The sequence below is a fragment of the Nocardia sp. NPDC059229 genome, from assembly GCF_042754165.1.
Classification (GTDB): domain Bacteria; phylum Actinomycetota; class Actinomycetes; order Mycobacteriales; family Mycobacteriaceae; genus Nocardia.
In genome coordinates this window covers 88,293-108,261 of the sequence record NZ_JBHZAK010000018.1, presented here as the reverse complement: position 1 = coordinate 108,261, position 19,969 = coordinate 88,293, and the positions used below count along the sequence as shown (strand labels likewise).

Sequence of the window (19,969 nt, the reverse complement as noted above, 5' to 3'; positions counted from 1 at the left end):
CGAATCAGACAATGTCCTGGACGGTGTACAACCGCTGAAGTGCCGGAATGCCGAATGGCTGGCCCAGACAATCCGGCACACTGTACCGACGTGCCGGACTGTTGACCAGGTCTTTGTGATGTTCATCGCGACCGGGGGCGCAAATGCGTCAGTAAATTTTCCGGGAGCCGATCAGTGCCCGTTCTGTGGGTCGCACACCTTCCACGAACCACCCTCGTTGCGCAGATCGAAGGTGCGTGCGGACGTCTTCGACGGGTCCGCCGCGGTGTACACGGTCGCCTGTGCCAGCGCGGCCTCGCCGGTGATCTGAATGGCGTCGACGCTCTTCACCTGAGGAATGCTCTTCTGGTCCTGCGAGGTCTTGTACACGCTCGCGAACTGGTCGGCCGAGATCTTCTGGTAGAAGTCGTGCTGCGCACCGCAGGTCACGGCCCGCAACGCATCCAGATTCCCGGACTTCAGCGCGTCGGTGTACGTGGTGATCGTCTTCTGCACCAAGGCTTCCGGCGAGTTGTTGTTCTGGTGCTTCACCACACCGAACACCACACCGGCAATGGCGATCACCGCGATCACGGCCGCCGCCACGATGATCCACAGCTTCTTCGACACACCGCCCGCGGCCGGTGCGGTCCCGGCGGCTGCCTCGGCGGCGGCCGGAACCCGCTGCGGCTGCGCCAGAATGCGCGGTCCATCCCCCTGAGCATCCTGCGGCCCAGCCTGTCCCGGGCCACCCGGCACCGGACCCTGCTGCACACCCTGCGGTGCATTCGGTCCCTGCAGTGCGTTGGGGCCTTGCGGTGCATTGGGGCCCGGTGCGCCCGGTCCCTGCGGGCCGCGCGGACCCTGCGGCGGCGCACCCGCCCCGACCCGCTGCGGCGGGGCGATGCGCGGCCCGCCGATGGGCTGGCCCGGCATGGTCGGCTGCATATCCGCGGGTGACGGCGCGGTCGCGGGCCGGCGCGGCCCCATCGGCGGCCGCGGCGGCGACGGCCGGGTCTCCTCGACCGGCGCGTCCGGCGCCGGCGCGTTCCCCTTCGGCCCCACATTCCGCGGCCCCGCGTTCACCCGCGGCGTCTGCGGCGGCTTGCTGACCGCCCGCCCCTGCGGCCCCGACACCCGGATCTTCTCGGTCGCCTGGTCCCCGGACACGATCGGCAACGCCGTCGTGGCGTCATCCGCCGGACTCGGAACCTTCTTGATCACAACGGTTTTCGCGTCACCGCCGGAATCGCCGTCCGGCTTCTCCGCGGAATCGCCTGCCCCGCCGGCCTTCTCGGCCGCCGCGCCACCATCCTTCGACTTACCGCTGTCCGCGGCGGCCTTGCCATCCTCCGGCTGCGAATCCGCCTGCGGCATCCCCTCGGTGGGAACATCCTGCGGCGCGGGCTTCCCCTGCGCCGCATCGCTCGGGGCTCCACCCGGCTTCCCGGCAGCCGCGGGCGCGGAACCGGCCTTGGCGGCCTCGCCGCTCGCCGCCTGCCCGGGTTGCTGAATCCGAATCAACTGGGTGGTCGCGTCCGCCGCGGCGGCCTCGCCCGCGGCGGACTTCTTCCCGCTCGGCCGCTGAATCGGAATGAACTGCGTGGGAGCATCGTCCGTCGCCGCCTGTCGGCCCGGGCCGGACTGCTCCGCGCCGGTCGGCTTTCCACCGGCGTTCTGTTGCGCGGGTGCGCTCGAACGCTTGGGCTCGGCCGGGGCGGTCTGCCCCGCCTTCGCTCCGGGAGTCGAGGACGTGTCCGGGCGCTGCACGTCGCCTGCGGCCTGTGATTTTGCGCCGGGTCCGGATTGTCCAGCGCCAGTGGACTTCTCAGCGGCTGCGTTCGATGGCGTCGACGCGTTCGCGTCCGGGCGGGTTGTCTGTCCCGCTGCGGGTTCGCCGGCCTTCGGGGTGCCCGGTCGCGGTGCAGCGCCCGCGGCGGGAGCCTGTCGGGCGGGGGCGGATTGCCGGGCGGCAGCGGGTTGGGTGCCGGGCGGGTTCTGCTTGCCGGCCGGGCCGGGGGCCGCGGGCCTGGCGCTCGAGGTGTTCTGGGGTACGAATTCGCCCGAGCCCTGGCGCGCGGCGGCCGGGGGTTGGCCGCCCGGGGTGCTCTGCGGGGCGGGGGTCTGGATGCGTCCGGCGGACTTGGGGGTTTCGTAGTGGATGGTGGCGAAACCGGCCGAGCCGGACTTGGCCGGCTTGCCTTGGCCGGGGGCCGGCTTCGAGCCGGTCGGTGCGGGTTCGGCTGTGCCGGTGCGGATCTCCTCGGTGCGGGAGTCGGCGGTGGGAATCACTTCTGTGGCGGCGGTCGGGGGAGCGTCGTCTGCTTCGGCATCGCTCGGTGCGCCTGGGCCCTTCGCGGGGTTGCTCGGGGCGGGGCCGCTGGGCCGGGACGTGGACTGGTCGGTCGGAGTCTTGGGGGCGGCGGTGTCCTCGGCGCCGGATGCCGAGTTGGCAGGACCCTGCGGCTGCTGGTCGTCTTTCGGGTCGGACACGCGCTACACCCCTTGCTTCGGCGGAACTGTGATTCGACGGTCAGCCTACTGAGCATTCCGGACGGCGGTGCAGAATGATCGGCATGACCTCCTTCGGCGATCTACTCGGACCGCAGCCGGTCCTCCTCCCGGAAAACATCGACGCGGAGGACGCGCTGCTCCAGAAACAGGACCCGGTGCAGGTCGCCGCGGCGCATCCGACCGCCTCCATCGCCTGGGCCTACCTGGCCGAGGCCGCGCTGGAGCGGGGCGCAGCCGCCGACGGCGAGATCAACCACGACATCATCTCCGCCTACGCCTTCGCGCGCACCGGCTACCACCGCGGCCTGGACCTGTTGCGCCGCAACGGCTGGAAGGGCTTCGGCCCCGTGCCGTGGAGCCACGAGCCCAACCGGGGCTTCCTGCGCAGCGTCGGCGCGCTGGCGAAGGCCGCCCGCGCCATCGGCGAGACCGACGAGTACGCGCGCTGCCTGGACCTGCTCGAGGACTGCGACCCGCGCGCGGCCGCCGAGCTCGGCCTCGACTGAATTGAGCAGCGGCCTGGGCGAAACCTTCGACGCTGCCCGGGAGAGCAGCGTCACCCGCATGCGCAGGGCCGCGGGGCGCGTCCGGTCCTCGCTGCTGCCGATCGTGCAGTGCGCGATCGGCGCGGGCGTGGCCTGGTTCATCGCCCACAATGTGATCGGGCACGAGCGCCCGTTCTTCGCGCCCATGGCCGCCATGATCTCCATCGGCCTGTCGTTCGGTGCGCGGCTGCGCCGGTCGGTCGAGCTGATCGTCGGCGTGGCCGTCGGCATCGGCATCGGCGACCTGTTCGTCTCCCGGGTGGGCACCGGCGGCTGGCAGATCGTGCTGCTGGTGGTGATCGCCATGTGCACCGCCGTCTTCCTCGACGGCGGCCCGGTCATCACCATGCAGGCGGCCAGTTCCGCGGTGCTGGTGGCCACGCTCTATCCGCCCGGTCAGGGTGGTGCGTCGCTGCGCATGATCGACGCGCTGGTGGGCGGTCTGGTCGGCATCGTGGTGGTGGCGGCGATCCCGCTGCATCCGGTCCGCCGTGCCCGGGAGCAGGCCGCCGGGATTCTCGAGGTGATGGGCAAGGCCCTCACCGAGTGCGCGGACGGCCTGCTCGAGCAGGATGCCGGCAAGATCAAGACGGCGCTCGAGACCGTGCGCGGCACCCAGGGTGCGATCGATGCCATGCGCAACACCCTCGAGGGCAGCCGGGAGATCATTCGAATCTCTCCGCTGTACTGGAACTCTCGCTCCCGTCTGCAGCGCCTGCGGCAGGCCGCCGACCCGCTCGACAACGCGGTCCGCAATACCCGCGTGCTGCTGCGCCGCGCGCTCACCTCGGTGCGCGACGACGAGGTACTGAATCCGGGCCTCGTCGCGGAGGTCGAGAAGCTCGGTCAGGCCGTGGATGTGGTGCGCCGCATGATGCTGGCCGATCCGGACGAGAAGCCCGATCCCGCCGAGGCGACCCGTGTGCTGCGCTCGGTCGGCAAGGGTGCGACCAAGGATCTGGTGACCGGGGCGGGCCTGTCCGCCCACGTGGTCTTCGCCCAATTGCGTTCCATCGTCGTGGATCTCATGCAGGTGTGCGGGATACGAAGACTCTCCGCCATGGCGCTGCTGCCGCCGACCGTCCCGCATCCCTACGTCACGCCGATCGACTGATCCGCGCCTGCGCCCACCCGAATAAGGGGTAGGTCCGAGACCGGAATTGCGGGTATGTCCGATTCGTCTGCGGGGGCCTGCTCTCGATCTTCGGGTAGTCCGCTACTCGCGTCGAACCGCTTGCGTCTCTCTACCGTTCGTATCAGGCCGGATTTACGAGGGGTAGTCCGGTTCCGGACTCGCAGCGACGGGTGGCAACGGTTTCTCCGGACCGATGTCGTTGCGATGGGCCGCCCGACACCGGGTCGTCCGGGCGGCCCACCCGGGTCAGAGCCAGAAGCGCGTCAGTGCGCTGCCCACCGACCACCAGCTGCCCGGCAGCCCGGACAATTCGAACAGCGCGTTGATCGCGTCGAAGAAGAGCCGGTTGAGTTCCGGCGTGAACAGCAGCGCGAACAGGATCAGGATGCCGAACGGCTTGATCTGGTCCAGCGACCGCCGCGTCTGATAGCTCAGCGACGGCTCCAGAATGCCGTACCCGTCGGTGCCGGGAATCGGGATGAGATTCAGCACGGTCGCCGTAATCTGCAGGAACGCAAGGTAACTGAGCCCGAACCAGAATGCCGCGTGCGAATGGGTGCTGCCGTAGAACCGCACGATCACCAGCAGCACGATCGCACACAGCGCGTTCACCGCGGGCCCGGCGCCGCTGAGGATCCGCTGTATCCGCGGGCTGAAGTTGTGCGAGTGCACGTACACCGCACCACCGGGCAGCGCGAACCCGCCGAGCGCGATGAACACCACCGGCAACGCGATCGACAGCAGCGGATGGCTGTACTTGAGCGGATTGAGGGTCAGATACCCGCGCATCTCCACTTCGCGGTCCCCGGCCCGCCACGCCACATACGCGTGCGCGAATTCGTGCAGGCAGATGGAGACGATCCAGCCCGCCACCACCAGGATGAAAACGCCGAATTGGGCCTGGCGCGAACCGTAGTCGGCGTCCCAGGCGAGCGCTCCGCCCGCCACCGTGATCACCACGACCAGTAGGAACACCGGACTGGGCCGGACCGCTCCGGATGCCCGGCCCACCGCGCGCGGGTAATTCACCTGATACTCCCAACTGGTCGGCTCTGCTGTACGCCGCTACCCATTCTGGGGGTGAATCAGCGAACCAGCAGCCAAGGTTCGTGGTGCCGATAGAACGTGGAGCGCTTCACCACCCGATCGGTGGTGATCCCGTCGCGGGTGACAATGGCGCCGCCGGTGCCCAGCTGCATGGCGCGGCCCTCGACCCAGCGCTTCTTGCGCAGGCCGCGCTGCACGGTGGCGTGCAGGCCGGGCATCTCCAGCATGGGCGAAACATGCAGTGCCGCGACCTTTCCCGTGAACAGCCGGGTGTCGTCGACGTAGGCCTCGCCCTCCAGCTTCGCGCCCGCCTCGCCGACCAGGGTGGCGCGGCCGATCAGCACCTTGCCGGTGTCGTCGCGAATCAGCGGGGTCGCGATGGCCTTGCCCTCCAGCGCGCGCTTGGCGGCGGCGGAGCCGGTACCGGTCTCGTAGGCGCGGGAGCCGTAGGTGCGATCGATGGGCACATAACCGATCTCGACGCCGAGGCGTTCGGTGCGCATCAGATGGGTGAGGACCGCGGCCAATCCGGCATCCTCACCGAGCACGATGAGCCGGGGCAGGCTGTCGGCGGCCATGACCGGCAGCAACTCGTCCAGAGCGCCGCTATCGGGAATGGCGGAGGTCTGGGTGAGGGGCAGGGATGCCAGCGCGATGGGAACAGGCGCGCCGTCGCAGCGGAGAACATGGGTACTCAACTGCCGAACACCCTCCTCTGGCTTGCCAACACCTATCCCGCCTCGCTGCATATCCGATGGACCCCCGCCGGTCCCTCTCCCCGTGCCACCATAGCCCTGTCTCATTTGCCACGCTGTCCTCGCTGCGCATCCGTTACGGTGCCGGATTTGCCCTACGCTTCGCAGCTTCGCTCCCGTATCCGCTCCGAGCGCGGGCAGGCGGAGCGCAGTCCAGCCCGAGCCGGGCCGCGAACTGCGGGTATGCCGCCTCGCGGGACTCATGGGGGACTCCCGTAAAGTGTGCCTACGGCCACCGCCTTCTGACGGCGGGTAGCTGCAGCACCAGAGGGGCTGCGCGTCGAACCCGTAGGAGACACTCACATGCCGGCAATCGTGCTGATCGGCGCCCAGTGGGGCGACGAGGGCAAGGGCAAGGCAACCGATCTGCTCGGCGATCGGGTCCAGTGGGTAGTTCGATACCAGGGCGGCAACAACGCGGGTCACACCGTGGTGCTGCCCAATGGTGAGAGCTTCGCCCTGCATCTGATCCCGTCCGGCATCCTCACCCCCGATGTGACCAACGTCATCGGCAATGGCGTGGTGGTGGATCCGGGTGTGCTGCTGGCCGAACTCGCCGGTCTGGAAGAGCGCGGTGTGGACACCTCCCGCCTGCTGCTCTCGGCCGACGCGCACCTGATCATGCCGTACCACGTGGCCATCGATAAGGTCACCGAGCGCTTCCTGGGCAACAAGAAGATCGGCACCACCGGCCGCGGCATCGGTCCCTGCTACCAGGACAAGGTCGCTCGCGTCGGCGTCCGCGTGGCCGACGTGCTGGACGAGAAGATCCTCACCCAGAAGGTCGAGGCCGCACTGGAATTCAAGAACCAGGTGCTGGTGAAGATCTACAACCGCCGCGCGCTGGACCCGCAGCAGGTGGTGGACGAGGTGCTGGAGAAGGCCGAGGGCTTCAAGCACCGCATCGCCGACAGCCGCCTGCTGCTCAACCAGGCGCTGGAGCGCGATGAGATTGTGCTGCTGGAGGGTTCGCAGGGCACCCTGCTGGACGTCGACCACGGCACCTACCCGTACGTCACCTCCTCCAACCCGACCGCTGGTGGCGCGGCGGTGGGCGCGGGCGTCGGCCCGAACAAGATCACCACGGTGCTCGGCATCCTGAAGGCGTACACCACTCGCGTCGGCTCCGGCCCGTTCCCGACCGAACTCTTCGACGAGTCCGGCACCTACCTGGCCAAGACCGGCGGCGAGGTCGGCGTCACCACCGGCCGCGCCCGCCGCACCGGCTGGTTCGACGCCGTGATCGCTCGCTACGCCACCCGCGTCAACGGCATCACCGACTACTTCCTCACCAAGCTGGACGTGCTCTCCAGCCTGGACACCGTCCCGATCTGCGTCGCCTACGAGATCGACGGCGAGCGGGTCGAGCAGATGCCCACCACCCAGACCGAATTCCACCACGCCAAGCCGATTTACGAGGAAATGCCCGGCTGGTGGGAGGACATCTCGGGTGCCCGCACCTTCGAGGAGCTCCCCGCCAACGCCCGGGCCTACGTCGAGCGCCTGGAAGAACTGTCGGGAGCACGGGTTTCGTGCATCGGCGTCGGCCCGGGTCGTGACCAGACCATCGTCCGGCACGATATCCTGGGGTAATCCGGAAAGACCTGGCCTGAGCCGAGATTCGAGCCCATCGCGTGCATACGCGGTGGGCTCGAATCCTTTTCGGGTCCTCAGTAGGTGATGAGTGGGGCCAGGGGATCGGCCGCGTGCGGGTTGAGGGCGGCGGCGGCCGCCGCGATGGACTTCACGGCGACTCGCAGGTCGGATTCCTCGTGGGTGAAGGGGAGGCGGATGAAGCGTTCGAAGGCGCCCTGGACGCCGAAACGTGGTCCGGCGGCCAGCAAGACGCCGTGGTTGGGGGCGGTGGCGGCCAAGGCGGTGGAGACCGGGGCGGGGAGTTGGGCCCACACGGACATGCCGCCGACGCCCTCGGTGACGCGCCAGTCGGGGAGTTCCTCGGCGAGGGTTTCGAGCAGGACCGCGCGGCGGGAGCGGAGCTGGTCGCGGCGGGTGGTGAGGATCTCGTCGGCATTGCGGAGCAGGTGGACGGTGGCCAGCTGGTCCATGACGGGGGTGCCGAGGTCGACGGTGGAGCGGGTGCCCAGGAGTTTGGTGATCAGGGCCTGGTTGGCGCGGACCCAGCCGACGCGCAGGCCGCCCCAGAAGGACTTGGAGGCCGAACCGATGGTGACGATCTCCGAATTGCGGGCGAAAGCGGCGGCGGGGGGCGGGGATTCGAGGTCGGTGAGGTTCAGATCCACCATGGATTCGTCGACGATCAGCGTCATGCGGGTCTCGCGGGCGATGGCGGCCAGCTCCGCCCGGCCCTCGGCGTCGAGCAGGTGACCGGTCGGATTGTTGAAGTCCGGAATCAGGTAGGCGACGCTGGCCGCGGTCTGCCGTGCGGCACTGCGGATTCCGTCCAGATCCCAGCCGTCCGGGCGCATGGGCACCGGCACCGGGCGCGCACCCACATCGCGAATCGCCTCGATGGCGTTCGGATAGGTGGGGTGCTCGATGAGCACGCGTTCGGCCGGGGTGGTCAGCACATTGAGCAGCAGCCGCAGGCCGTGCTGCGCGCCCAGGGTGATGAGGATCTGGTCCGGCTCGGTGGGCAGCCCGCGCTCGGTGTAGCGGCGGGCCAGCGCCTCGCGCAGCATGAGCACACCCACCGGGTCCATGCCGTGCGTGCCGAGATAGGTCGGAAGCCCTTGCAGGGCAAAGGAGTACGCTTCGGTCATCTGCGGCGGGGCGGCCATGGCGGCGTAGGTCATGTCGATGGTCGGCAGTTCCGGCTGCGCCATCATGGCCAGGATGCTGCGCGCGGGCTTCGCGCCGTCGTGCAGCACGGTCGGCGGCAGCGCCACGGTGCTGCGCGAGCCCTGGCGGCTGATCAGGTAACCGTGCTCGCGCAGCAGGGAGTACGCGGAGGTGACGGTGGTGCGGCTGACCGCGAGGGCGGTGGCCAGATCGCGCTCACTGGGCAGCGCGACGCCGAGCGGCGCGCGGCCGTCGTGAATGAGCAGGCGGATGCTCTCCGCCAGTGCCACGTAGGCGGGCCGCGCCGCACGCTTGCCATTGTCGGCGGGGGCGCCCGGTTCGTCGTTCCGCCACCTGCCCAGGTCGCGCGTCAGGCTGGCCGCGCCGATCACTCGTGTCGCCATACAGGCCAGTATCGGGGTACTGGATATTTTCTTCAAGTCCGGGCCCGGGCCACTATGGGCTCATGGTCGCTCTGCTGGTCTCCATTCTGATCGTCGCCGCTTTCGCCGGTCTCGTGTACCGGTACGCGCCCAAGCCCGGTGAGCGCTGGGGTGAGCTGCTGGAGCGGTATCGCCCGCATGCTCCCATGTCGGACTGGTCGGTCGTCGAATATGAAGCGTCCCGGCAGTATTCGGACCTCGCGGCCATCGCGTCGCTCCGCCCGGATGCCTGCCCGCCGGCTCCCGCGCGGCGATTCCGTCGCAGCGCTCCGGCCGTGGCCGCCCTGTCCACCATCCCCTGCCGGGGAGAATCAGTCCAGTTCTAGCCAACTGGACTTGAATCAGATTCTTGTCGGTGCCACCGTGCACACTGGCCTCATGTCCGCCCCGGCCCGACCCCTGGCGTCGGCGGCGCTCTTCGATACCGCGATCGGCGTGTGCGCCATCGCCTGGAGCGCCACCGGTGTCCTGCGCTTCGCCCTTCCCGACCGCGACCCCGCGGCCACCCGCACCCACATCCTCCGCCGCCACCGCCTGGCCGACATCCACGAGGCCGAGCCCACCGCGGAGCTGGCCACGGCCATCGACCGCATCCGCGCCCACCTCACCGGCGACCTGGACGACCTCCGCTGGATCCCCCTGGACACCACCGCTTTCAACGAGTTCGACCGTGCCGTCTACGAGGTGACCCGCGCCATCGACCCGGGCCACACCCTCAACTACGGCGCGGTCGCGAACCGCATCGGCGCCCCCGGCGGCGCCCAGGCCGTCGGACAATCCCTGGGCCGCAACCCGATCCCCCTGATCATCCCGTGCCACCGGGTACTGGCCGCCGACCACGCCCTGCACGGCTTCTCCGCCCCCGGCGGCCTCACCACCAAACAGCGCCTGCTGGAGATCGAACGCACTCCCGGCTTCGGCGAACCCACCCTGTTCTGACCACCGCCGTATGAAAGGCATCCGCACCGAAGGCCTGGTGCGGATGCCCCGTATCGCCGGACGGTGTGCGTTAGAGCGCGCCGCCCAGGAAGCCGCCCAGCGCCGCGCCTCCCGCTCCGACCACGGCTCCCCCGACGAGTGCGGCGGGGATGCCCGCGGCCGCGGCTCCAGCGACAGCGCCCATGCCCGCCCCGATCAGTGCCCCACCGGCCGTACCGCCCGGGATGTCGATCGGCGCGGTCCCCGGCGCCACGACGGCACCGGCCGAACCGAGCCCGAATCCGACCGCAGCGCCGACGCCCGCGCCGATCGTGCCGCCGACCGCCCCACCGAGCAACGCCGCCGGAACGCCAGCACCGACGGCACCGGCGCCCGCGCCGATCGCCGCACCGCCGAGGGTGCCCGCGGCGATCTTGTCGGAGCGGCTCGGGTTGACTCCGATGGAGTTCAGGCCGGTGGCCAGACCCGCTTCGGTATCGGCGGCTGCGCCGTTGACGGTGTCGAGGATGGTGTCGGGCAGCTGCTCCGGGGCGGGGGCGGTGAACTCGCCGATGCGGACGGTGCGCGGGGGCGGGGCGATCGGGAGGACCGGGGCCACCGCCGTCGGGGCGTGCAGGGTTTGGAAGTCGACCGCCGGTGCCGCTTCGTGATTCGGGATGGGGCGGAAGTTCGCGGGGATCGGGTAGTCGGCCTGCGACGGAGACTGTGGTTGCGGCAGTGGGCGATTCGGCACCGTGACGCCGGGCTGCACGAGGCTCGGACGCGGGCCGGGGCGTTCCTGGTCATGAGCCGGGAGGGCCACGCCCGGCTGGGCGGCGCCGGGGCGCGGGGCGGACTGGACGGAGCTCGACGTGCCGGCGGCGTCCCGGGCCGCCGCACCGGGCTGTGGATTCGCTTCCGGGGCACCGGTATTGGCCGGGGCGCGGGTGCCACTCGGCTGCACGGCGGCCAGGGTCGAGCTGCCCTGCGCCGACTTGGCCAAGTGGTCACTCGTATTCGCGCAGGCCACTGTCAACGCCAGCGGAACGACGCCCACGACGATCGCCCGCCGAGCCACGGTACCCTTCACTTCACGATCCCGACCGACCACGCCGAAACACCTGCCTTCCAACATATTTCGTGCGCCGGTCCCGAGACCGGCCATGACTACCGGTTATTCGCGGGAACCCTTGGCTCGGCTTGCCCGTGCATCGGCCCTATCCACATCGACGCAGATCAGCGCCTCGAATTGGGGGTGCGAAGTTCCAGCGGCAGGACGCCGGCGGCATGGGGACGGCGTGGGGGGCACGCCGGTATTCATTTCTCGATCCGGATCAGGTCAGCTTTGCTGATTTGCCCGAAGGCGTCCCTCCGCGCATCAATTCCGCCAGCGCCTCCCGATCGGTGACGTCGAGCTTGATGCACGCCCGGTACAGGTGCCCCTCCACCGTCCGCACCGAGACGGTCAGTCGGTCCGCGATCTGCCGGTTGGACAGCCCGGCGGCCACCAGATTCGCGATCTCCCGTTCGCGCGCGGTCAGCGGCAGCGGCTGCGCGGACTGCCGCAGCGCCGGGGTCGACGCGCCACCGCAGGCGGCCGCCAGCCGATTGGCGGTTGCCGCGGATTCCAGCAGTCGCCGGCGGTCACCCGCCCGCTCGTGCGCGGAGGCGGCCTGCGCGGCCGCGTCCGCTGCGGAGAGCAGCGCCCCGATTGCCTCGAATTCCGCTGCGGCGGTGTCCAATCCGGGTCCGTCGTGGGCCGCGACCGCCACCGCGTGCCGCGCCTGCACCTGCACCAGCCGCCCGTCGATGCGGGCCGCGAGATCCGCCAACCGCCCGGCGACCGACTGATCGCCGAAGCGGGCGGCGGCGTGCAGCGCCATGGCCTCGATGGCGTGCTGGTGGGTGCGTCCGGCCAGATCCGCCGCCCCCAGCGCGAGCCGTACGGCCGGCGTCGCGGTGCCCTCGGCGGCCGTCTGCATGGCCCGCACGAGTTCGAGCAGCGGTTCATAGACGGCACTGTGACGCCCCCCTCTCAGGGTCGCCGCCGCAATGGCTTCCGCCGCTTCGGTGGGCCGCCCGAGCGCCGAGTACGCCTCCGCCAGCCGCAGTTGGGCGGGGAACATCCAGGACGCCGCGCCCTCGGTGGTGAGCGCCGCGAGCGCCTGCTCGAGATTGTCGATGCCCTGCGGGAACTGGCCCTGCGCCACGTCCACGGTGCCCTGCAGGATCTTGGCCATGCCCCAGGCCAGATATTGGCCGGGGGAGGAGAACGGGTAGGGCGTATTGGCGCATCGGCGTGCGGCTTCCAACTCGCCGATGAAGGTCAGGGCCAGCACTTCCGCGTGCGTGGAGATGAATCGGTTCAATCCGTCGATATGCGACTCCACGGCGTGCGAGCGGGCCGCGTACTGCCGGGCGGCTTCACCGCGTCCCATGAGCGCGAGGGCGAGTCCGCCACCGAAGGCAGCCCAGTACACCGCCCACGGTGGCGCGTCCGGGGCGGACATGACCGGCTCGGCGAGGGCGAACGCGTCGTCGATCCGGTTCTCGTTGACCGCGCACGCGGAGGCCAGACCATCCAGTGTCGCAATAATTTTCGGATGTGTGACCCGGTGTCGCACCGATTCCAGCACGGTATCGGCGCGATCCGCGTCGCCCATGGACCACAGCAGGTTCGACACCCGGGTGCTGCCCCAGCGCGCCAGCTGCACCTCGTTCATCTCGTCCGGATCGAATCCGGCCAGTGTGCGCTCGGCCTCTATGCGATGCCCCTGCCACAGCAGCGCGCGGGCCAGCAGGTCAGCGGCCTCCACTCCGCCCTGGCGTTCCACCGCCGCGCGCGCGAACCGTTCGCCCAGAGGCAGATTCGCCAGCGCGATGGCATCCGCGGCCGCCGCCTGGAACAGCTCGAGATCCGCGGATTTGTCGCTGTCCAAGGCCAATTCGGCCAATCGGATGCGCTCGGACGCGGACTTGATGGGCCGGTCCCGGAGCGAGGAGTAGAGCCGCCCGCGCAGCCGCCGCGCCGACGCGATACCCAGCCGCCGCCGGATCACCTCACCGAACAGCGGATGGTTGTAGCGCACCAGCAGCTGATGGCTGTTCTCGACAATCCTGATGAGACCGCGTGATTCGGCGGATTCCACCGCCTCCTCGCCCGCGAGTTCGGAGAGCACGTCCAGGTCGATGGGCTCGCAGAAGGTGAGCAGTTCCAGCACCCGCAGCACCGACTCGGGCAGCTGCTCGACCCGATCCTCCAGCAGCGCAGCCAATTCCGAGGTGACGGCCGCGCGCCCGCGCAGTTGCCACACCCCGCTGACCTGCCGCAGCGTCCCGGCCTCCAGCGCGCCCTCGACCAGGTGCCGCAGGAAAAGCGCATTGCCGCCGGAGGATTCCCACATCAGATTGGCGGTGAAGCCCTCCAGCTGCCCGCCCAGCATGGATTCCACCAGTTCCACGCTCTGGCGCTGGGTGAACGGCTTCAGGTCGATGCGCAGCAGGTGCCCGTCCTTCCACAGCGAGGTCACCGCGTCGGGCACCTGCACCCCGCTGCGTACCGTGCACACGATGTGGGCGGCCTTGTCGAGGGCCAGCTGCAGCAGCAGGGTGGCCGAGAGCTGGTCGAGCAGATGGGCGTCGTCGACGCCGATGATGGTGTGCCCGTCGGCGAGCAGCGCCTCGCGCGCGGCCGCCATGAAGGTCACCGGATCGTGGGCGGTGTACACCCCCACCATGTGCGCGAACACCCCGAGCGGAATGCTGCGGGCGGATTCGGTGCCCGCGACCCAGCGGATATTGCCGCCGACGGCGGCGGTGGCCTGCCGCGCCAGCGTGGTCTTGCCGACCCCCGCGTCACCGGTGAGCACCGCCCCGACGAACTCGTCGCCGGTGAGTGCCGACCTGATCGATTCGAGCTCTTTCACCCGTTCGACCATCGGCCAATTCCGAGCCATGGCTCAACTGTAGATGGCCCGACCCGCCCCGGCAGCGGGAACGAAACGCCCGGAACCTGCGGCTTTTATTCGTTGACCAGCCGTAATCCGGGTGTGCGGGCCTGGCGGCGGTCGACCAGCCAGACCATGACGGTCTGGTCGGCGGCCGGATCCAGGGTCTCGACCTCCACCTCGACCGCCCCCCGGGCCGGGTGCTGGATCTTCAGCACGAGGGATCGGAAATCGGTGAGCCGGTGCTCGCGCCAGCGTCGCTCGAACTCCGGGTAGCGGTTCAGGGCGGTGACGACGGCCTCGACCGACGGGTCGTCGGGGAACCGGGTGGCGGCGGCGCGCAGGGACGAGGCGGCCATATCGGCGGCGTCGGACCAGTTCAGGAAGGTCTGCCGGGCGGCCGGATGAGCGAAGACGTAGATGGCGAAGTTGCCGTGCGCCTCTGCGTCGAACATGCCGAGGGGTTCGGCGAAGGCGCGGAAGGAGGGGTTTCCGGCGAGCAGGTTCAGCCAGCGCCCGAGCACCAGCGCGGGCGTCGGCTGCAGGGCGTCGATGACCGCCTGAATGGTCTCGGAGACCTGTTCCCGGGCCTGCCCGGAGGCGGGGCAGGAAGCCTTCTGTTCCAGCCCGAGGGCCAGCTTGCCGAAGTGGTGTTTCTCGATCTCGTTGAGCCGCAAGGCTTCCGCGAGGGCGGCCAGCACGGCGGTGGAGGGGTTGGTGTCGCGTCCCTGTTCCAGGCGGGCCAGGTAGTCTGCGCTGACACCGGCGAGCGCGGCCACCTCCTCGCGGCGCAGGCCGGGTGTGCGCCGTCGCCGCCCGGCGGGCAGTCCGACGTCCTCGGGCTGCAGTTGTGCGCGGCGGGCGATCAGGAACTCGGCGAATTCGGAACGGGACACCCATCCATACTGCCTGGTCCTGGTTCCGTTATCCGCGCCCTGGCAGTCCCCGGATAACCACGGTGTGGATAAGCGGACCGGAGTCCACTTAGAGTGGTTGACATGACGACTTCCGAGCAGACCACCCTCGCCCCCGGCTCCTGGACCCTGGACGCCGCCCACTCCTCGGTCAACTTCACCGTGAAGCACCTGGGCATCTCCAAGGTCCGCGGCCGCTTCAACCGCTTCGAGACCGGTTTCGTGGTCAACGAGGCCGGCGAGGCCGCCATCGAGGCCACCATCTACTTCGACTCCTTCGACACCGGCAACGAGATGCGCGACGGCCACGTCCGCAGCGCCGACATCCTCGATGTCGCCAACCGCCCGCACCTGACCTTCCGCGTCCCCGAGCCCGTCGCCCTGAGCGAGGAGTTCGAGGTCACCGGTGAGGCCACCATCGGCGGCATCACCAAGCCCGTCACCCTCGAGGTCGAGTGGGGCGGCGTGCAGGTCTTCCCGCAGGACAACAAGGAGCACGCCGGCTTCACCGCCTCCGGCACCATCAAGCGCAGCGAGTTCGACGTCGCCCCGGGCATGCCCAACGCCATGCTGAGCGACAAGATCGCCATCGAGCTCGACATCCAGCTCGTCGCCCCGTAAGTCCGGGAGCCACCCGCCGCATCGGAAAAGTCAACGCCCCCTGTGGAATTCCATAGGGGGCGTTCGGCCGTGCGCGGAAGGTCAGTCCGCCCAGACCGTTTCGATCGGGGTGCCCTCGTTCGGCGGCGGGGTCGGGATGCCCGCCGGCGTGCGCGAGAAGCGCGGGGCCGGGGCGTGCTGCACGACGCCGTCGATGTCGATCAGCCCGGTGCGGGCCTGGATGTGCGGATTCTGTTCGGCCTCGGTGAAAGTCAGGACCGGGGTGGTGCAGGCGTCGGTGTGCTCGAAGATCGCCCACCACTCGTCGCGGGTCTTGGTCTTGAACTTCTCGGTGAACAGCTTGCGCAGTTGGTCCTGGCCGTTGGGGTCGAGCTGGTTGGGCAGGCCCTCGGGCGAGATCTCCAGGCCCTGCAGCAGTTCCGCGTAGAACTGGGGCTCGATGCAGCCCACGGCCATGTACTTGCCGTCGGAGGTCTCGTAGGTGTCGTAGAAGGCCATGCCGGTGTCGAGCAGGTTGGTGCCGCGCTCGTCGGACCACAGGCCGACGCCCTTCATGCCCCAGATCATGTGTGAGAGCGCGAGTGCGCCGTCGATCATGGCGGCGTCGATGACCTGGCCCTTGCCGGAGTTCTGGCGTTCCACCAGCGCGGCCAGGATGCCGAAGACCAGGAACATGGAACCGCCGCCGAAGTCGCCGACCATGTTCAGCGGCGGCACGGGGCGTTCGCCCTTGCGGCCGATGGCGTTCAGCACACCGGTGAGCGAGATGTAGTTGATGTCGTGTCCGGCGCGGTCGGCCATCGGGCCGTACTGGCCCCAGCCGGTCATGCGGCCGTAGATCAGGCGCGGATTGCGTTCCAGCGCCGTGTCGGGGCCCAGCCCCATGCGCTCGGTGACGCCGGGCCGGAAGCCCTCGAGCAGCACGTCGGCCTTCTCGATGAGCCCGAGCACCTGCTCGATGTCGGCGGGATCCTTCAGGTTCGCCTCGACGATGGTGCGGCCGCGCCACTGCGGACGCTCCATGAAGCCGGGCAGCATGCCGGGACGCTGCACCCGCACCACGTCGGCGCCGAGGTCGGCGAGCAGCAGTGCCGCGTGCGGACCGGGGCCGATGCCGGCCAGTTCAACAACCCGGATGCCCGCGAGCGGGCCCTGCTTGGCGGTGGATGGAGTGCTCACGCCCTACCTCGGTTCGTCGTCGAATCCTGCGCACCGGCTCACACACCGGTGTTGACGGTATGACAATAACGCGACGTCTCCGCGGCCCTCAGGGGGTGGCCCGTTGCGCTAGCGATCGATGATCGGCAGCGGCAGGGTGGGCGGGGGCGGGGGTCCGGGGAGCTCCGAGCGCGGCAGCCGCAGGGTGGGCGCTTCGCCCGCGGCCAGGCGCATGGTCGGGTTCGGGTCCTCGAACAGGCGTTCCTTGGCGGGCAGCCCGTAGAACGCGCGGGCATTGTCCTCGAGCACCCGGTGCAGATCGGAGCCCACGGCGTCGGCGAGCAGCGAGATATCGGCGTCGCGGAACGGCCGTCCGGCCCGGGTGCCGGGCAGGTCGGTGCCGAACATCAGGGCCTCGGGGTTGACGGTGTGGATCTTGCGCAGGGCCGAGCCCACATTCATCGCCACCCGCCCGAAGCCGGAGGCCTTCACCTTGGCCCCGCGGTCGACCAGGTTGAGCAGGTAGGGCAGGCAGTCGTCGGACATGCCCAGATGGTCGATCGACAGCTTGGGCAGTTTGGTGATGACCGGTTCCAGCGAGCCCAGCATGGACCCGTCGATGTAGAGCTCCACATGCCAGCCGGCCAGTTCGTAGGCCCGCAGCGCCAGCATGGTGAGCCCGACGATGTCGCCGCCCGCGCGCTTGAGGTTGAACCGGATGGCCCGCACCCCGGCCCGGTTCAGCTCGAGGATCTCGGCGTCGGTGGCGTCCACGTGCAGATTGGTGACACCGACCCAGCCCTCGCCGAGTTCGGCGAGGGCGGCCAGCAGATAGCTCTGATCGGTGCCCTGGAACGACCCGCTGACCAGGGCGCCACCGTCGATATCGAAGCGGGACATGCGCTTGCGATAAGCGGCGATGGTGTACGGGTCGGGCAGGTAGCCCTCGTTCTCGACCAGCGGGAACCGCGGATCGAAGATGTGGAGATGGGCATCGAACACGTGATCAGCATGCCTCAGAACGGTGACATGTGTGGACAACCTTGTCCGGCAGCCGGATTGGCGCTGGTCAGGACACCTTGCCCGGAGCTGGTCAGGAAACCTTGCCGGGTTCGGAGGCGGCGAGCATCTCGTCGCGCTCGACGACCTTGACCCGCTCGCGGCCCTGCGGCTCGCCCAGGGCGCGCTCGTGCGCGTCGAGGCGGTACCAGCCGGCCCAGGTGGTGAACGGGATGCCCTTGTGCTCGAGGAATTCGGTGACCGCCTCCAGCTCCGGCCGCGCGGCCGGGGTGAAGTTCGCGGCGTCGTCGAGCAGGCAGGCGATGGTCTCGTTGGCGTCGCCCTTGGTGTGGCCGATGAGGCCGACCGGGCCGCGCTTGATCCAGCCGGTCACGTAGGTAGCGGGCATGTAGCGAGCCGCACCGTCGGCGTCCTCGTCGACGAGCACGCGCCCGGCCTCGTTGGGCACGGTGCCGGCCTGGTCGTCGAAGGGCAGCAGCGGGATGTTCTGCGACAGGTAGCCGACCGCGCGGTACACGGCCTGGATGTCCCAGTCCTTGAATTCGCCGGTGCCCTTGCAGTTTCCGGTGCCGTCGAGCTGGGTGCGCTCGGTGCGCAGGCCCACGACCTTGCCGTCCGCGCCGAGGATCTCCGACGGGTTCTCGAAGAAGTGCAGGAACAGCTTGTGCGGGCGGTCGCCGACATCGCGGATGGCCCACTGCTCCAACGTATTGCAGATCATGTCGACCTGCTTGGAGTGGCGGCGCGCGGCCTCGGAGCCCTCGTCGTAGTCGATGTCCTCGGGGTCGACGATGACCTCGATGGTCGGGGAGTGGTCGAGTTCGCGCAGTTCGAGCGGGGTGAACTTGGCCTGGGCGGGTCCGCGGCGGCCGAAGACGTGGACCTCGAGGGCCTTGTTGTCCTGCAGGCCCTCGTAGACGTTCGGCGGGATCTCGGTGGGCAGCAGTTCGTCGCCGGTCTTGGCGAGCACGCGGGCCACGTCGAGGGCGACGTTGCCGACACCGAGGACGGCGACCTTCTCCGCGTCCAGCGGCCAGGTACGCGGCACGTCCGGGTGGCCGTCGTACCAGGACACGAAGTCGGCGGCGCCGTAGGAGCCGTCGAGGTCGATCCCCGGCACCTCGAGGGCGCGGTCGGCGTTGGCGCCGGTGGAGAAGATGACCGCGTCGTAGAACTGCCGCAGGTCCTCGAGGTTGATGTCGACGCCGTAGTCGATATTGCCGAGCAGTCGGACCTGCGGTTTGTCGAGGACCTTGTGCAGGGCGGTGATGATGCCCTTGATGCGCGGGTGGTCGGGCGCGACGCCGTAGCGGATGAGGCCGAAGGGCGCGGGCATGCGCTCGTAGAGGTCGATGCTCACCTCGGCATCGGACTTCATCAAGGCATCGGCGGCGTAAATACCGGCCGGGCCTGCGCCCACGATCGCAATGCGTAGCGGGCGGGTCGCTGCACTCTGTTCGGTCATTCTTCCGCGCACCCTTTGGGTCGAAACTAACTTGTCGTCAAAACTCAGCCGTCGTTCTTAGCTTAGGCTAAGTTGACGTCCTGGCTTCGGTGACCGCCGTTGGCCCCCGACGCTGCAGCGTTGCTGCGTAGTCTTGCTATTCCCGCGCCTGGGGCGGAAATTCTGCTGATTCTATCGATGGCGCACGGGGCCCTTCACGCGCAGGGCCGTGAACTGTGGGAATGCCGAGGCCCGAACCGTGGCAATGCCGTGCCGGGCGGACGGCGGCGACCAGGCATGATCTACCCATGAGCGACGCCGAGGAGACAGCCGGGGAGACATCGGTTCCGATCGATCAGAACGAGGCCCGCAGCATGTGGCCGTTCCTGGTGGCGGCGAGCGTCATCGCGGTCGTGATCCTGGGCATCGTGATCGCGACGCTGGTCTCGCCGGTTGAGAAGAATGTCACAGATTCCGATCGGCTCGCGGTGGCCGCAGGCAACTTCATCAAGTCCCGTAGCGAGACCGGCAAGTACGATCCGACCCTGTCCTGCAAGGGATTCGACGAGAACGCCTCGCCGCTCGAGGTCGCGGCCGCGACCGGGGGGACCATCACGTTCGACAAGCTGGCCGACCCGGCCGTCGACGGCGAGAAGGCCACGGCGCAGGTCACTTTCACGGTCTCCGGCGCCCAAACCACCTCGACCTGGCACTTCACCCGGGAGAATTCCCGCTGGTTGGTCTGCAATTCCTGACAACGGCCGAAGTC

The 19,969-nt window shown here is 69.4% G+C and carries 17 protein-coding genes; 7 read left to right on the top strand and 10 right to left on the bottom strand.

Annotation, left to right across the window (positions count from 1 at the left end; all coding sequences use genetic code 11):
* Nucleotides 1-171: 171 nt before the first annotated feature.
* Nucleotides 172-2,472: a hypothetical protein gene (locus tag ACFXHE_RS33405; protein ID WP_379388668.1), complete on the bottom strand. Its 2,301-nt coding sequence runs from the start codon at nt 2,470-2,472 to the stop codon at nt 172-174.
* A gap of 83 nt (nt 2,473-2,555) precedes the next feature.
* Between ACFXHE_RS33405 and ACFXHE_RS33400 the strand changes: the two genes are divergently transcribed.
* Nucleotides 2,556-2,999 carry a DUF3151 domain-containing protein gene (locus ACFXHE_RS33400; RefSeq protein WP_354843386.1) on the top strand — a complete coding sequence of 148 codons (444 nt, stop codon included), beginning with the start codon at nt 2,556-2,558 and terminating at the stop codon, nt 2,997-2,999.
* Nucleotides 3,000-3,057: 58 nt separating this feature from the next.
* Nucleotides 3,058-4,152 carry an FUSC family protein gene (locus ACFXHE_RS33395; RefSeq protein ID WP_354843389.1) on the top strand — a complete coding sequence of 365 codons (1,095 nt, stop codon included), beginning with the start codon at nt 3,058-3,060 and terminating at the stop codon, nt 4,150-4,152.
* Between the two features lie 267 nt (nt 4,153-4,419).
* On the opposite strand, the gene ACFXHE_RS33390 is transcribed toward ACFXHE_RS33395, so the two are convergent.
* Both ACFXHE_RS33390 and ACFXHE_RS33385 read right to left on the bottom strand, forming a co-directional pair.
* A complete protein-coding gene (locus ACFXHE_RS33390; RefSeq protein ID WP_379388666.1) occupies nt 4,420-5,202 on the bottom strand; it encodes a site-2 protease family protein in 783 nt (260 codons plus the stop codon).
* A 56-nt stretch (nt 5,203-5,258) separates the two neighbouring features.
* Nucleotides 5,259-5,918, bottom strand: a complete 660-nt coding sequence (locus ACFXHE_RS33385) for a hypothetical protein (RefSeq protein WP_379388664.1) — start codon at nt 5,916-5,918, stop codon at nt 5,259-5,261.
* 360 nt (nt 5,919-6,278) lie between these two features.
* Here ACFXHE_RS33385 and ACFXHE_RS33380 point away from each other — a divergent pair, with 360 nt between their 5' ends.
* A complete protein-coding gene (locus ACFXHE_RS33380; protein ID WP_379388662.1) occupies nt 6,279-7,568 on the top strand; it encodes an adenylosuccinate synthase in 1,290 nt (429 codons plus the stop codon).
* Nucleotides 7,569-7,645: 77 nt separating this feature from the next.
* On the opposite strand, the gene ACFXHE_RS33375 is transcribed toward ACFXHE_RS33380, so the two are convergent.
* Nucleotides 7,646-9,139: a PLP-dependent aminotransferase family protein gene (locus ACFXHE_RS33375; protein ID WP_379388660.1), complete on the bottom strand. Its 1,494-nt coding sequence runs from the start codon at nt 9,137-9,139 to the stop codon at nt 7,646-7,648.
* 62 nt (nt 9,140-9,201) lie between these two features.
* On the opposite strand from ACFXHE_RS33375, the gene ACFXHE_RS33370 reads away from it, so the two are divergent.
* Nucleotides 9,202-9,504 (top strand): hypothetical protein, encoded by a 303-nt coding sequence (locus ACFXHE_RS33370; protein ID WP_379388658.1) that lies wholly within the window; start codon nt 9,202-9,204, stop codon nt 9,502-9,504.
* A gap of 52 nt (nt 9,505-9,556) precedes the next feature.
* The gene (locus ACFXHE_RS33365; RefSeq protein ID WP_379388656.1) at nt 9,557-10,117 is read left to right on the top strand and encodes a methylated-DNA--[protein]-cysteine S-methyltransferase; all 561 of its coding nucleotides are present in this window, start codon (nt 9,557-9,559) and stop codon (nt 10,115-10,117) included.
* Nucleotides 10,118-10,187: 70 nt separating this feature from the next.
* Here the strand turns inward: ACFXHE_RS33365 and ACFXHE_RS33360 are convergent, their stop codons facing one another.
* The 3 genes from ACFXHE_RS33360 to ACFXHE_RS33350 form a co-directional block, all read right to left on the bottom strand.
* Nucleotides 10,188-11,186 (bottom strand): hypothetical protein, encoded by a 999-nt coding sequence (locus tag ACFXHE_RS33360; protein WP_379388654.1) that lies wholly within the window; start codon nt 11,184-11,186, stop codon nt 10,188-10,190.
* A 244-nt stretch (nt 11,187-11,430) separates the two neighbouring features.
* On the bottom strand, nt 11,431-14,052 hold the full coding sequence (locus tag ACFXHE_RS33355; protein WP_379388652.1) for a LuxR C-terminal-related transcriptional regulator: 2,622 nt from the start codon (nt 14,050-14,052) through the stop codon (nt 11,431-11,433).
* A gap of 65 nt (nt 14,053-14,117) precedes the next feature.
* Nucleotides 14,118-14,939 carry a helix-turn-helix domain-containing protein gene (locus ACFXHE_RS33350; protein WP_379388650.1) on the bottom strand — a complete coding sequence of 274 codons (822 nt, stop codon included), beginning with the start codon at nt 14,937-14,939 and terminating at the stop codon, nt 14,118-14,120.
* A 102-nt stretch (nt 14,940-15,041) separates the two neighbouring features.
* Between ACFXHE_RS33350 and ACFXHE_RS33345 the strand changes: the two genes are divergently transcribed.
* Entirely contained in the window at nt 15,042-15,578 is a 537-nt protein-coding gene (locus ACFXHE_RS33345) for a YceI family protein (RefSeq protein ID WP_364619874.1), read from the top strand.
* An 81-nt stretch (nt 15,579-15,659) separates the two neighbouring features.
* Here ACFXHE_RS33345 and ACFXHE_RS33340 read toward each other — a convergent pair whose 3' ends face one another.
* The 3 genes from ACFXHE_RS33340 to ACFXHE_RS33330 all read right to left on the bottom strand — a co-directional run bounded on the left by ACFXHE_RS33340 (nt 15,660) and on the right by ACFXHE_RS33330 (nt 19,221).
* Entirely contained in the window at nt 15,660-16,757 is a 1,098-nt protein-coding gene (locus tag ACFXHE_RS33340) for a CaiB/BaiF CoA transferase family protein (RefSeq protein ID WP_379388648.1), read from the bottom strand.
* Between the two features lie 108 nt (nt 16,758-16,865).
* Nucleotides 16,866-17,738, bottom strand: a complete 873-nt coding sequence (locus ACFXHE_RS33335) for an amidohydrolase family protein (RefSeq protein WP_379388647.1) — start codon at nt 17,736-17,738, stop codon at nt 16,866-16,868.
* Between the two features lie 91 nt (nt 17,739-17,829).
* Nucleotides 17,830-19,221 carry an FAD-dependent oxidoreductase gene (locus ACFXHE_RS33330; protein WP_379388646.1) on the bottom strand — a complete coding sequence of 464 codons (1,392 nt, stop codon included), beginning with the start codon at nt 19,219-19,221 and terminating at the stop codon, nt 17,830-17,832.
* A gap of 287 nt (nt 19,222-19,508) precedes the next feature.
* On the opposite strand from ACFXHE_RS33330, the gene ACFXHE_RS33325 reads away from it, so the two are divergent.
* A complete protein-coding gene (locus ACFXHE_RS33325; RefSeq protein WP_379388645.1) occupies nt 19,509-19,955 on the top strand; it encodes a hypothetical protein in 447 nt (148 codons plus the stop codon).
* Nucleotides 19,956-19,969 lie beyond the last annotated feature (14 nt).

Excerpts from the sequence above, each read along its gene's own strand:
- ACFXHE_RS33325 (WP_379388645.1), top strand. The coding sequence starts at position 19,509 with ATGAGCGACGCCGAGGAGACAGCCGGGGAGACATCGGTTCCGATCGAT.
- ACFXHE_RS33330 (WP_379388646.1), bottom strand. The coding sequence starts at position 19,221 with ATGACCGAACAGAGTGCAGCGACCCGCCCGCTACGCATTGCGATCGTG.
- ACFXHE_RS33345 (WP_364619874.1), top strand. The coding sequence starts at position 15,042 with ATGACGACTTCCGAGCAGACCACCCTCGCCCCCGGCTCCTGGACCCTG.
- ACFXHE_RS33365 (WP_379388656.1), top strand. The coding sequence starts at position 9,557 with ATGTCCGCCCCGGCCCGACCCCTGGCGTCGGCGGCGCTCTTCGATACC.
- ACFXHE_RS33370 (WP_379388658.1), top strand. The coding sequence starts at position 9,202 with ATGGTCGCTCTGCTGGTCTCCATTCTGATCGTCGCCGCTTTCGCCGGT.
- ACFXHE_RS33395 (WP_354843389.1), top strand. The coding sequence starts at position 3,058 with ATGCGCAGGGCCGCGGGGCGCGTCCGGTCCTCGCTGCTGCCGATCGTG.
- ACFXHE_RS33380 (WP_379388662.1), top strand. The coding sequence starts at position 6,279 with ATGCCGGCAATCGTGCTGATCGGCGCCCAGTGGGGCGACGAGGGCAAG.
- ACFXHE_RS33400 (WP_354843386.1), top strand. The coding sequence starts at position 2,556 with ATGACCTCCTTCGGCGATCTACTCGGACCGCAGCCGGTCCTCCTCCCG.
- ACFXHE_RS33355 (WP_379388652.1), bottom strand. The coding sequence starts at position 14,052 with ATGGCTCGGAATTGGCCGATGGTCGAACGGGTGAAAGAGCTCGAATCG.
- ACFXHE_RS33375 (WP_379388660.1), bottom strand. The coding sequence starts at position 9,139 with ATGGCGACACGAGTGATCGGCGCGGCCAGCCTGACGCGCGACCTGGGC.